The organism is Halomonas sp. AOP30-A1-24 (assembly GCF_052378165.1).
Classification (GTDB): domain Bacteria; phylum Pseudomonadota; class Gammaproteobacteria; order Pseudomonadales; family Halomonadaceae; genus Vreelandella; species Vreelandella citrativorans.
The window spans coordinates 20685-33054 of the sequence record NZ_JBQSXL010000032.1 but is presented as its reverse complement, the minus strand read 5'-3'; the positions used below and the strand labels follow the sequence as shown (position 1 = coordinate 33054).

10 protein-coding genes and 1 pseudogene are annotated in these 12370 nt (G+C 50.9%); 1 reads left to right on the top strand and 10 read right to left on the bottom strand.

The genetic code is table 11. From position 1 onward, the window contains the following. From ACT3TJ_RS15590 to ACT3TJ_RS15550, 9 genes and pseudogenes are all read right to left on the bottom strand, one after another. Positions 1-2546: O-linked N-acetylglucosamine transferase, SPINDLY family protein (locus ACT3TJ_RS15590; protein WP_444622516.1), on the bottom strand; the 2546-nt coding region annotated here is incomplete at its 3' end. An 18-nt stretch (positions 2547-2564) separates the two neighbouring features. Further along, a pseudogene (locus ACT3TJ_RS15585) lies at positions 2565-2774 on the bottom strand (tetratricopeptide repeat protein); the annotation flags it as partial. Positions 2775-3160: 386 nt separating this feature from the next. Then, complete coding sequence (locus tag ACT3TJ_RS15580; RefSeq protein WP_192528330.1) at positions 3161-4354, bottom strand: FliC/FljB family flagellin; 1194 nt, start codon at positions 4352-4354, stop codon at positions 3161-3163. A 768-nt stretch (positions 4355-5122) separates the two neighbouring features. Beyond that, positions 5123-6115, bottom strand: a complete 993-nt coding sequence (locus ACT3TJ_RS15575) for an Rpn family recombination-promoting nuclease/putative transposase (RefSeq protein WP_444622515.1) — start codon at positions 6113-6115, stop codon at positions 5123-5125. A gap of 149 nt (positions 6116-6264) precedes the next feature. After that, positions 6265-6582 (bottom strand): hypothetical protein, encoded by a 318-nt coding sequence (locus tag ACT3TJ_RS15570; RefSeq protein ID WP_192528702.1) that lies wholly within the window; start codon positions 6580-6582, stop codon positions 6265-6267. Between the two features lie 437 nt (positions 6583-7019). Further along, positions 7020-8429, bottom strand: a complete 1410-nt coding sequence (gene fliD / locus ACT3TJ_RS15565) for a flagellar filament capping protein FliD (RefSeq protein ID WP_192527938.1) — start codon at positions 8427-8429, stop codon at positions 7020-7022. Positions 8430-8580: 151 nt separating this feature from the next. Then, positions 8581-8874 carry a hypothetical protein gene (locus ACT3TJ_RS15560; protein ID WP_192527937.1) on the bottom strand — a complete coding sequence of 98 codons (294 nt, stop codon included), beginning with the start codon at positions 8872-8874 and terminating at the stop codon, positions 8581-8583. Between the two features lie 1316 nt (positions 8875-10190). Further along, positions 10191-10316 carry a HipA N-terminal domain-containing protein gene (locus ACT3TJ_RS15555; protein WP_192527936.1) on the bottom strand — a complete coding sequence of 42 codons (126 nt, stop codon included), beginning with the start codon at positions 10314-10316 and terminating at the stop codon, positions 10191-10193. Next, on the bottom strand, positions 10313-10609 hold the full coding sequence (locus ACT3TJ_RS15550; protein ID WP_087111202.1) for a helix-turn-helix domain-containing protein: 297 nt from the start codon (positions 10607-10609) through the stop codon (positions 10313-10315). Before ACT3TJ_RS15550 ends, ACT3TJ_RS15555 begins: the two co-directional genes overlap by 4 nt. Positions 10610-10815: 206 nt before the next feature. On the opposite strand from ACT3TJ_RS15550, the gene ACT3TJ_RS15545 reads away from it, so the two are divergent. Continuing rightward, complete coding sequence (locus ACT3TJ_RS15545) at positions 10816-11826, top strand: serine hydrolase domain-containing protein (RefSeq protein WP_444666008.1); 1011 nt, start codon at positions 10816-10818, stop codon at positions 11824-11826. Positions 11827-11843: 17 nt separating this feature from the next. On the opposite strand, the gene ACT3TJ_RS15540 is transcribed toward ACT3TJ_RS15545, so the two are convergent. Next, complete coding sequence (locus ACT3TJ_RS15540) at positions 11844-12347, bottom strand: TerB family tellurite resistance protein (RefSeq protein WP_441677583.1); 504 nt, start codon at positions 12345-12347, stop codon at positions 11844-11846. Between the last annotated feature and the right edge of the window lie 23 nt (positions 12348-12370).

The following is a 12370-nucleotide window of genomic DNA, read 5'->3' as shown; positions in this document are numbered from 1 at the left end:
GTAGGCGTTGAAACAGGCTTAGCATCATTCCCAGCGGCCTTGTCTACACTTTTTTGTTGGAACACAGTATCGCTACTTAAGAGCGCATCAATATCTTGAGAAATATTATCAGCGACAGGCTGCCTTTGGCTTACCGAGGAGCAAGCCATTTCAGAAGCAGCTTCATCCAGGTTATTGCTAGCAGAATCATCAGTACTGGATTCCAGTAATTTTTCCGTAAACAAATACTGTTCAGCTTTCTCCGTATCAGCTCCCGCCAAGACGTGATACGCCATATCCTTGATGCCATATACGGTATGCAGCAAAAATGCGAGCTTGATTCGCTGTTGATCAGAGAGCGTGCTCATCCGCGCATGGCTGGGTAAAAATAGCGCATCGGCGGACTGTAGCTCCGTTGCCTGGCGAAGCGCCGAAGGAACAGAATCGGGCAATTGGCTAGTATGCTGCGTATTATTAAAACGATAGAAACGAAAACCGTGCCGGGACATCCAATGCTGTATTTCTGCCAGATTTGGCTGACGATAGTGGGTAGGTTGAAACACAATACGCACTTGAATTGCCAACGTCTCACTTAGTGATGCTTCGCCATTTTCCAATATAGCGACAGCATCATTAAGGCCATCAAGAATCAACCAGTCAAGGCTTTCCAAACCTTCGATGCTATCTAACGTAATGGTGCTGATCGGTAGTTTGGCCAGCACTTGCGTCGCTAAAGCCTCGTTACCTGTCGGCTCAGGCAAAGGTTCAAGCGTGCTGCTCAACGTTTCATCTAAACAGGCATAAAGCGTTGCGGGCTTGCCATCACCAAGCGCGGTGTGAGGAAAAACCTGGATATCATCGCTGCCCTGGAACTGGTCAGCGTTTTGCACATGACTCGCCGGGTCGAATGCCACAATACCGAATGCCTTTAATTGGCGAAGCCCTTCTACCCCTTGTTGGCGCAGCAACGCGGCACCATTGTCCAGCGTTATGATTTTACTTGGCAGCGACCAGCTAAAATCATTACTTGCAGCCTCGTTTTCTATTGCATAAGCCACTTCAACCGGTACGCTTTCATCTTTGAAAGTGACTTGCCCTGCTTTATCGAACGTGAGTGCAGCAGGCGGCTTACCTTCGCAGTGACGCTGCCAAATAGCGCGCATGGCGTCGGTAAAGTGTCCCGCAAAGAGAGGGGCGTTACACACCGGTGACGCTAACAGTATTTGACGCAAGTGCTGTCTGATAGCGGCCAGGCTATCGAGATCGGATGCCAGGTCGATAACACGCGCCTTATACTCTTCCCAGCACGTGACGACTAGCTCCGGCATACCCGCATTAACAAGATGGGTCGCACTATGACGCCCTGCAAACGTAGGACCGGGAAGCGTTACAACGGGAACGCCCATCAAAAACGATTCGCAGGTGGTCAAGCCCCCTGAATAAGGCCAAGGGTCCAGTGAAATATCAACCTTGTTATACGCATCCAATAATTCAGCGTGCGAAGAGGGCCCTTCAATAATAAGCCGTGAGCTTTCGATGCCATGCAGTGCCATGGTCTCTCTAATTTTCTGGCAACGTTCCTCGCTCTTATACTGCATACTCTTTAACATTAGCTTAGAGTTAGGCAGCGCATCCATTAGCTTTGCCCACTGCTCTAATACGACATCGTTAAGCTTCGTCGCGTTGTTAAAGCACCCTAAGGTGATGTAACCGTTCTGTCGTGCCGGTAAGGGCCCTACCTCGGGTTCGTAACCACCAGGAGGCACATAGCAAATATAATCGTTAGGTAGGCGAATGAGTTTTTCAACGTACTCTTCATCCACTCCCTCGGGAGTTTCTACGCTATCGCTAATAAGGTAATCAATAGCAGAGAGCCCCGTGGTATTAATTAAACCACCGACCCACTTCACCTGAAGCGGTGCGGGACGCCTACTCACAGCAAGAACCCTGTTGCCCGCATTATGACCCGCCAGGTCAATCAGAATATCAATCTTATCACTGGCGACTTGCTCCGCGACTTGCTCATCATTAAGCGGCTGAATACTCATCCATTTTTCAGATGCTGCTTGTAACCGTTGTGTAATACCATCAATCGCATTATTGGTGCTATAGAGGTAGAGGGCTATCTGCGCTTTCGACACATTCTCCAAAGCAGACGTTATCATTCGCCCAACGGGATGCCCCCGAAAACCGTCAGAAATTAACCCAATTCTTAATTGCTTTTGAGGGTCTACTAAATTGTCGTAGGATTTAATGGTTGTTTGAACAGAAAATTTATTGTCCCATTGTTTACAAAGGCCGGTGATTTCCTCAGCCGTTTTATGAGGATGATAATGGCATGTAGTTATAATATTTGAGAAAGGGCCAGGCGCCAGGGGATTAATACGGTGGGCTTGTTGATAAGCATCCAAGCCTTTATCAAGGTCGCCCACAGCATTATATACATTCCCCAGATTATTCCAGGAAAGATAATTATTTGGTGCAAGTTGCGCTGCCTTCTCTAACGTTTTCTGCGCCCGCGAATATTCAAATTTTTGCATCAAGACGTTGCCTAGTGTGTTGAGCATATCAACATCATTAGGCGCCAGGCGGCACGCTTCATCTGCGTAGGTTAGGGCATCGTCGTAACGCGCCTGCGTGTAGTAAATATAACCGATATAGTGCTGGGCTTTTGCAAAACCTGGCTGGCGCTTTACCGCTTCTTTTAAGAGCGCCAAGCCTTGCTCGGGGTCACCTAGCTGGTGAGTAATCCTGCCTTTTACAGCCAGTGCCTCCGCATCGTTAGGTGTCAGCATAAGCGCCTTATCAAGGGCTTCTAGCGCTTCCTGGCGCAAGCCTGCCTCTGAAAGCTCAGCCCCAAGCTGTTTCCAGGCAGCCGCATTTTGCGGTTGGCGCTCTGCCAGTTTTTTTGCCTTATGCAGCGATGACGGAACACTCTTTCCAGTGACGCTATTCTGGCGAGCTTTCCTGGGCATGGAAGCAGATGTTTTTTTCGACATGAGAAGGCATTCCGCATTTATATTTGCTGGGTAGCATACGCGTATAGAAGAGGCAGCAAAGGTAGGAAAAGCAGCTAATAGATAGCCTAACTAACTGAACGCGTAACACCCAAAACAAGACAGGCCTCCCAAAGGAGGCCTGTATTTTATCCGACAAAGCGGAAGTGTACTGCGCCAGCTTATTAGCCCAGCAGAGAAAGAACGTTCTGTGGAACCTGGTTGGCCTGGGCCAGTACAGAAGTACCCGCCTGCTGAAGAATCTGTGCGCGAGTCATGTTGCTTACTTCTGAGGCATAGTCAGCATCTTCGATGCGTGAGCGTGCTGCAGAAAGGTTAGTTTCGTTGGTTTGCAGGTTGGTAATCGCGGATTCAAAACGGTTTTGAATAGCACCCAAACCTGAACGCAGCTCATCAACTTGTTTTAGCGCATTATCAAGCTGCTCCATCGGGTCAGAAGTAGCAGCGCTTAACAGATCTTTGGCGCCCAGCTTACTACCATCAACAGTGAAGGCAGCATCAGTAGAGCCATTTGCGATAGCCGCTTCAGAAGGCTCAAGTGCTACCTGGAAGGTAACCGCAGTGCCGGAAGTGGCTTCAATACCCTGTAAGCCCAGCGCTTTTACTTCTGATTCACTTGTAGCGGTGATAGTAACATCTACATACCAGTTACCATTGTCGTCAACCTGCGCAGCGCCAGCAGTTGTAACAGAACCGGTAGCAATACCCAGGTTTGTTGCCAGTTCATCACGGAAACCAGTTGCAGAGACAGTATTGCCTGTCACGCCAGTGGCTTTGCCGTATGCTTTTTCGTAGTCAGCTGTTTCTGCAGCGGCAAGGCCTTCACCTGGGCCATTCACATTGAAGCTGGAGAGGTTCAATGTGCCGGCAGTAATTTTTTCCAGTTTAACGTCGATCATTTCGCCGTCGTTAGCACCTACCTGGATAGACAGGTTGCGGTCTTCAGCCAGTACTTTAACGCCGTTAAAGTCAGTCTGCTCAGAGATGCGGTTGATCTCAGTCAGACGCTGATCGATTTCATCCTGGATGGATTTACGGTCGTCAGCAGAGTTGGTGTCGTTCTGGGCTTGAACCGTCAGTTCACGCACACGCTGCAGGTTGTCGTTTACCTGGTTCAGGGCGCCTTCAGCGGTTTGCGCAACAGAGATACCGTCGTTGGCGTTACGCTGAGCCTGAGACAGGCCAGTGATCTGTGAAGACATGCGGTTAGCAATGGCTTGACCAGCCGCATCATCTTTCGCGCTGTTGATACGCAGACCAGAGCTCAGACGCTCCATAGAGGTAGACAGCGCGCTCTGAGATTTGCTCAGGTTTTGCTGACCGATCATTGCTGTGATGTTGGTATTGATCACTGACATGGTGGTATTCCCCTTTCAATAAGACTGGCCACGTGGCCCGCTGTTCGGCGTGTTGTGCGCCGTTATACTTAATAACGGCGCAACGGAGGAAATCTTTAGGGGGAAGTAGCAAAAAATTATGTAATTTTTGGTAATGAGGGGATTACCAACATTCGACACAGGGCATGTGGAGGCAGGCGCGGTGTGAGGGATACGTTTATGCTGATTCTTGTGGAGGCTGAGGTTACCCGGCGCTAGCGGCCATGTTGGCCTATAGAGCTGCGTTACTCAACCCCGGCAGCGCGGGGCACTGCTTCGCCGATGTGTCGGACCACCACTGAAGTGGGCTCCCACAAAAGCAGCCCGAGTGAGTAAGCAGTCTACACAGCCCCCCAACACATCGACACAACCGGTTTTGTGGGAGCTGAGTTCACTCGGCGATGGCGGCGCTAGCTGCCCTTACCCCGGCAGCGGGTGGCACTGCATTGCGGGTGGTTTCTCACAATGAGCGGGGCAGCGGTTTTGTGGGAGCTGAGTTCACTCGGCGATGGCGGCGCTAGCTGCCCTTACCCCGGCAGCGCTATGCGCTGCATTGCGGGTGCGCTTCGCTTACCGCGCACTACATTTGTGCCGTTGGCCTATAGGGTGTGCTGTGTTAACCAACCCCCGGCAGTGCTGCGCACTGCGTTGCGGGTGCGCTTCGCTTACCGCGCACTACATTTGTGCCGTTGGCCTATAACGTGTGCTGTGTTAGCCAACCCCCGGCAGCGCGGGGCGCTGCTTTCTCAGTCAGTGCTTACCTTCGATACGCAGTTTTGCAATATCATGAATAGATAGGCCCGTCGCTTCGGAAATCTGCTCATCATTTAGCACTCCAAACGATAAGAGGTGGCGTACCGTTTTACGCTTTTCTTGTAACGCGTACTTCTCAGCCTCTTGGCGACCTTCTTGGCGACCTTCTTGGCGACCTTCTTGGCGACCTTCCTGACGACCTTCTAGCCGCTCTTTCTTCACCAAGTTTTCCAGGTTTTCTGCCAACATGTTTTTATCCTCCACCAAACTTGTAAGCGCTTCCAGGTTGATGCCTGCGCCAAGCCGTTGCAGGTGGCGCTTCACCCAGCGCGTAATGATTGGGTCAATGCGCGGTTTATGGGGGTCTGCCTGAATGATCGCGACAATGCGGTCAACCGCTTGTTGCAGGCTTTCCCAGCTCGTGGCCGCGTTTTCAATGCTAAATATACCGCTTAGAGGGCTGTGACGCTGCGCTAGTTCCTCATCAGTGTAAGCACCTTCATCAATTAAATAATAGCGCAGATGCGGCTGGTAAGGCTGTAAAAAGACGGGTGGCGTAGGCTGCACCATGTCGTATATATCATGCTTGGCTGACCAGCGCTCTGTCCCGTTATATAACACAACAGGGAACACGGGCGGCAAGCCTTTACCGGGCGTGGTCGCTTTCGCTTTTAGCAAATGGTCATAGAAGCAGGCAACGTAGTGCATCAGCCGAATGGGCATTGTGCGGTCGACCCGGGATTGAAACTCAAGTAACAGGTAGAGGTAGACCTCCTGGATAGCCCCTTGCCAGTTCACCTGCACCGACCAGACCAGATCTTCAAACTTCTCTTCAAAAAGCGGTGTGATGTAATTGCCACTATGGAGTTTTAATGTGCTGAAATCCATCAGCTCAGAGATTTCTGGCGGGGCAAAGCCTTCAAGCAGTTGTTGAACAAATTCAGGGTAGCTGAAAAGTTCTTTATAGCCAGTGTCGTAGTGATTTGCCATGGGCCCTCCTGCGCAGTACCGGGGATGTTAGCACGGCCGCGCAAGGGCGATCACTTTTGAGGCCTGGCAAGACAGGTTGTAGAAGCTGAGTTACTCGGCGATGGCGGCGCTAGCCGCCCTTGCTCAACCACGCTCATAACAAACGCGCCTTACTGAGTAAATAGCGCTTCCAGGCTATCAGCGACAAGCACTTGCTCCGACCAAACGGCTAGCTGCTCAGGCGTTGCTTTTTGCAGCTGTTCATCCACCCAATTGGGTAATTGGCCAAATCTAAAGACAAGCAGATTCCTAAAAATTTTTCGCTTTGTCTCTTGATAACCTTCCTCATAGCCCTCTTGATACGCTTTCAGGCGCTCTTTTCTCAAGAGATTTTCCAGGTTTTCTGCCAGCATGTCTTTGTCCTCCACCAGACTGGTGAGCGTTTCAAGATTAACGCCTGCGCCAAGCCGCTGCAGGTGGCGCTTCACCCAGCGCGTAATGATTGGGTCAATGCGCGGTTTTCGAAGCGGAGCCAGTGGTTTTGTGGGAGCTGAGTTTACTCGGCGATGGCGGCGTTAGTCGCCCTTACCCCGGCAGCGCGGGGCGCTGCTTTGCGGGTGCGCTTCGCTTACCGCGCACTACATTTGTGCCGTTGGCCTATAGGGTGTGCTGTGTTAGCCACCCCCCGGCAGCGCGGGGCGCTGCTTTGCGGGTGATTTCTCACAATGAGCGGGGCAGCGGTTTTGTGGGAGCTGAGTTCACTCGGCGATGGCGGCGATAGCTGCCCTTGCTCCGGCAGTGCTATGCACTGCATTGCGGGTGCGCTTCGCTTACCGCGCACTACATTTGTGCAGCTAGCCGCCCTTACTCCAGCAGCGCTATGGGGCTGCTTCATTCGCTCCTACAAGGCTGAATGGGATTACTACTAGCGGCCTAGCTGGGCATCCAGCGCATCAAACTGCTGGGTCAGGTACGAACTCATGCTGTTCATCTCTGCCACCATAACGTCCAGCTGGCTGAACTGGGCGCGATAGCGGGCAATCGTTGCATCGATGCTTTTTTCCATGCGCGCATAGCGTTCATCCAGGCTTTTTACGTTGCTCTCAGCACCTGTAACGGCACCTGTGAGTACTCCGTTGCTACTGGTCATTTGCTCAATGGAGCTGTTTAACTTGCCGGCTAAACCACCGTCTTTATTATCGCCGGCAAAAAACGCGCTTAGCGCCTGCGGGTCATTGGCGATTAGGTTATCGAGCTTTTCATCATCAACTTCCAGCTTACCGCTAAGAGTAGTGCCAGCCTCTAAGGTAATGCCCAGTTGGCTCAGCGTAGAAAACTCGCCGCCTTCAACACCTCCGGTGAGCACGCTACGCAGGCGGGACTCAATCGTACGAACGGCACGATCACCCAGTAGCTCTCCAGCTGCTCCACTTTCAGCGTTGAAGCTAGTAAGCTCGTTAGTTGTATCTTTTAAATCGTTATACGCGTCGACAAAACCGTTGATCGCTTCACGCTGCTTTAGGGTATCGCGCTCAATGTTGACCGTGCTGGTCGCTTTTTCACCTTCGGCAATGCTTAGCTCATTCAGGTTAAGCGTTACCCCTTGAATAGCGCCTTCCACCTGGTTGCTGGCACTGGTAATCGCGATGCCGTTCACCGTTAAAGAAGCATTTTGCCCCTGCTGCTTGGCGCCAGCTTCTTCCGCTTCACCGAATGGGCCTTGGCCTTCTCCACCTACAAATTCAAAGCTATCAATGGATGCATCTGCACCCGTGGCTTTGGAACTGAGTGCCAAGCGGTAGCCATCGCCGTCATTAATAATCGTGGCGTTAACACCGGCGTCTTTATTGGCGTTAATTGCATCACGAATATCGTTTAGTGAGCTGTTGGCATCAAGCTCGATATCGACCGGCTCGCTCTCACTACCTACAAAATTTAGCCTGATAGCGGTCGCACCGTTTAGCTCCAATGGATCTGAGGTTTCCTCTATCTCAGTAATACTCTCAGAGGCAAGCGAGCCGTATGTCGCGACCTGGCTGACTTCTACCTGGTAACTGCCCGGCAATGCACTCGCCGAGGAAGTGGCTGTAATATCATCGCCACGCACATTGGCGGAAAGGCTTTGATAAAGCTTTGGGTCGTTAATCTTGGCCACCGCATCGTTAAATGCGTTGAGCGACGTTTGCAACTGCCCGTAAGCGGAAATTTTGGCTTCTTGATCGGCTTTTTGCTGCGTAATCGGCTCAAGCTTACCGCGCTCGGCATCTTGAAGCTGATCCAGCAAACCGGTGAGATCTAACCCTGAACCAACACCAAGGGAGGTAATTGTTGCCATCAGTACAGTCCTCGCAGACAAAAAACATGAATTCTATAAATACTATCGGCTGAAAAGGAATTAACTTTAGCCCCTGTGCGCTCGTATTTGATAACCCTAGCTGAGCTACTGGATAGCGCCTGCCCACCTCCCAAACCACACGCTTGTGCTCTCAAACCTCACGGCACATTACGTATTGCTTATACAAGTATTGGCTGGCTACCATCATTTGTATTTCCAGCCGTTCTAGTTGCAATAACTGGGAACTCGAAAGAGCTTGATAACACTGCCCACCTGATACGTCCTTTACCTCTTCTGAAAATGCTGTGCTGGAAAAAATCACTCTTTCGTCCTCTTTACGTATGCGGAAAAGAGTATTCCTTGTTTTTGTTTCACTTTTTGTACTCGTCAGCGTTTTTTTAGATGCTTCAGGTTCTCTTGTAACGTTTAAAGACATTTTATTCATATCCAGCACGCCCCTCTTTATCGCTACATCATTCACTATTTTGCGGCTATCAACGGTGCCGTACAGCTATTACTGCTTTTTTTATCGGTTAAAATCAATCATCCCTCTGTGGCGGCAGCCTGCTACCAACCACCTTTAAAGCAAACGTTTGAACTATTAAAACGCCGCCACTTAAAACGATCCTTGATAAAAAACATGAGCTTAACTGATTAATATCAGACATTTTCCGTGTTAATTTTTTATTTAACAAAAATTAACAACATACCCATTTTAGACAAAATATCTTATATAGTAACGATATACTGCATCGCTTACTTATCACCCAAGCGCGTCACAAAAACATTATCTATTTGATTTTTAATAGAAAAAATATTACTAATAATTGTAAAACGCCTCCCCATCAGAAAAAAAGCATATCCACACCATACTTTGGCTTTTAGTATGCCTGCTTAATCCGTCGCGTTTGTGAAGTTTTGTTTTTTTCTGCAACATTATTAATCGGCCTCTTCGGCCTCAGCCTTGGGCTAACGATAGTTGCAATGCTCCAAAATGGGTATCTTCAGCGCTCAACCTGGCCTTTGCTGCTATAAGCAATAGAACTCGCTTTGCGATACCGGTGACGGCTTTGCGCAGCTACGTTAAGACCTATAGCCACTGGGTTATGGCAGTGATGTGGCGATAGTCGCTATATGAAATGTTTGTTTGAAGAGTGAGGTTAATAACGCTTATGTCGTGCTTACCGCGTCACTTTTGCCACCAGATTGCTTAGGCGGGTGCGTAAAAAGCCCGCAGGGGAAATCTGCGGGCGTGCTGGCGGTCGCTGGCGTTAGCGCAGGCCGAGCAGTGAAAGGATAAACAGCACAACGACGATTAGGCCTACGATATAGATAATATTACGCATGTTGGCACTCCTTGCTGGTTTGCGTTTTGGTTGAAATCAAAGGGTTGCTTACGCCCAGTAACGATTAAAGCCTAGCAGGCTTTTCAACTTTTTGCGTAATGCCCTGCCTTTCCCTACCAGAAGGCAGAAGGTGGCTGGGTTTGCGTGGCCGCATGGCTAGCGTTATCCGAGACGCTGGCGGTTCTCGTCGAATGCTCGCTGAATCACTTTCTGCTGCTGGGTATCGATTTCTAATTCATAGCAAAGGGACGACCATTCGGATAGAGCATCAAGGGCTTGTTCAATATAGAGATCCGGGGTTAAGTACCTGAAGGGAGCACAAACCTGTTTGAGCTTTTTACGCGTAGCCAAACCTGTCCCACTGAAAGACGTTGTATGCTCATCTGCATAGCCCCGAACAGGGGCGTAAGTTAGGTCATAAATTAAAGCCCTCCGCCACCCACTGAGGGTCATAAGCAAAGTAGGTGCCCTGTCGGCTAGCGACCAGCTCCCCCACACGGTTACCTGCTAACAGCACCTCTACGGTGTTGATACGCTTCATTTTCGCCCCCGAACACGCCCTGCTTGCTTGATCTCTTCAAGTGATATGGGATGCTCATATGTGAATAGCTCGGCAATTTGGCGTGTGGCGCCCAGCGCCGTGGCAATGAGCACCAAGATATCGAGGGTTATTTGCCCACTGGATTCGAACCGTTTAATGGTGGACTCGGAAACACCCGTCATCTGCGCCAAGGTTTTACGGGAGAGGTTCTTCGCCAATCGTGCTTCTCGTGCATTGGCACCGACCTGCTGAGACAATTCGCCAGGAGCAAGTAAGGAGTGAGTAAGGGCCATAAAAAAAAACCTCTAAATAATGGCTTATTTATAACCCATTATAGACTAAAAATGATTTTAAAAGGTCAAATATAACCTTTAATAGCTATTCGTTTAACTTTATATCTAGAGAGTGCTATCGCGCTTTAATTTTAACGTCTGTGTATGGTGGAACCTCTCTCACTTCTAAACCTCGAACCTTTGCCACTTATACCGAAGGTGTTGTGATGCGCGCCACTGCTTTGCTTGTTTCATTAGCTGTTACTTCATTGTTACCCACCGCCTATGCAGCCGCTAATGAACCTTCTGCGCATGCACTCCAGGCGCTGGATCAGCAAACCCGCCAATTAAACCGCCTTCACAGCGTTGTGGTCGCTTACGACGGCGAGATTATCCGCGAACTCCACCAGGGTGGCCCCGGCGTTGCGCAGCCTGCCAATATCAAATCACTTTCCAAAACGGTGCTGGCGGCGATAACAGGCGCAGCTATTGAAGAGGGCATTATTGAATCCACAGAGCAGCGATTGGTAATGCTCTTGGATGAGCCATTGCCAGCCGGGCTGGACCCGCGCGTGGAAGACATTACCGTAGGGCATTTGCTGGCTCAGCAGGCGGGGCTTGAGCGTACATCCGGCGGTAACTACAGCGCTTGGGTGGCAAGCTCAAACTGGGTTAATGATGCCCTTACTCGCCCATTTGTCGATGAACCCGGAGGGCGGATGCTGTACTCCACCGGCACTAGCCACCTGCTTTCAGCAGCACTTACCCAGGCAAGCGGTGAAACTACGCATGTGCTCGCGCAACGCCTGCTGGGGGAGCCGCTTAATATTTCGATTCCCGCATGGCCGCGTGACCCGCAAGGCATTTATTTTGGCGGCAACAACATGCAACTTTCGCCACACGCGTTGATTGAGGTGGGTGAGCTTTATCGTAACGACGGCGCGATGGAGGGCGTGCGGCTATTGCCAGAGGGGTGGGTGGAGGCTTCATGGACACCCCGTGGTATCTCTGCCTGGACGGGTGATGGCTATGGGTATGGCTGGTTTATTACCGAACTCGCGGGGGAAGCGGTGTACTACGGGCGTGGCTATGGCGGGCAAGCGCTGTACGTGGTCCCTGAGCGCGATATAACCATCGTGATCACCGCCGACCCCACGCCACCCTCCCCAGGCGGCCAGTTTCAGCAACAGCTGCATCGCCTGGTCGAGGGCCTGCTCAGCGCACCTGAAGAACAGTAACGCAGGGAACTAATATGTTAGTGAGATACGCCACCTCGCTCAGGCTCGTCTTGCGCTGTTCGGCGCTCTTCAACCTGTCCTTCAACCTGTAGTTTGGTGCGAATAAAATCACTGTGGCTAATATGCAGTAAATCGGCCAGCCTCCGAATACGGTGCTCTTCAAGTGGGTCAACGCTGCCGTCGGCCCACGCCAGCTGCCACATCAGCGCCACCAGCTCACAGCGCTGGTCGTCGTTATAGTGCTCTTTGATTAGGCTCACAAACTGGTAATGATCGACGGCCTCATCCACTTCTGCTTGTGCCAACGTCATCAGCTCTTCCACATCGCTTGTGCTGAGCTGGTAGCGCTCGGTAAGCATAAGGCGCAGCGCGGCAAGCTCTTCATCGGTGGTGTCATAATCGGCGCGGACGATTTCACACAGCAGGGCTGCGGTGGCCAATTCCAGGGTGAGCGTTTGATTTTCGCGCTGCTCGGGTTGCGCAAGCGTGCGCTGGAAGAAATCACTAATAGCGTTCAGCATAAGGGGCTCCTGGGTTGCTACAG

What these genes read in the sequence shown, in the direction of transcription:
- ACT3TJ_RS15580 (WP_192528330.1), bottom strand. Translation starts at nt 4,354, where the DNA reads ATGTCAGTGATCAATACCAACATCACAGCAATGATCGGTCAGCAAAAC.
- ACT3TJ_RS15575 (WP_444622515.1), bottom strand. Translation starts at nt 6,115, where the DNA reads ATGGCAAATCACTACGACACTGGCTATAAAGAACTTTTCAGCTACCCT.
- fliD (WP_192527938.1), bottom strand. Translation starts at nt 8,429, where the DNA reads ATGGCAACAATTACCTCCCTTGGTGTTGGTTCAGGGTTAGATCTCACC.
- ACT3TJ_RS15560 (WP_192527937.1), bottom strand. Translation starts at nt 8,874, where the DNA reads ATGAATAAAATGTCTTTAAACGTTACAAGAGAACCTGAAGCATCTAAA.
- ACT3TJ_RS15555 (WP_192527936.1), bottom strand. Translation starts at nt 10,316, where the DNA reads ATGAAGCGTATCAACACCGTAGAGGTGCTGTTAGCAGGTAACCGTGTG.
- ACT3TJ_RS15550 (WP_087111202.1), bottom strand. Translation starts at nt 10,609, where the DNA reads ATGGCCCTTACTCACTCCTTACTTGCTCCTGGCGAATTGTCTCAGCAG.
- ACT3TJ_RS15545 (WP_444666008.1), top strand. Translation starts at nt 10,816, where the DNA reads ATGCGCGCCACTGCTTTGCTTGTTTCATTAGCTGTTACTTCATTGTTA.
- ACT3TJ_RS15540 (WP_441677583.1), bottom strand. Translation starts at nt 12,347, where the DNA reads ATGCTGAACGCTATTAGTGATTTCTTCCAGCGCACGCTTGCGCAACCC.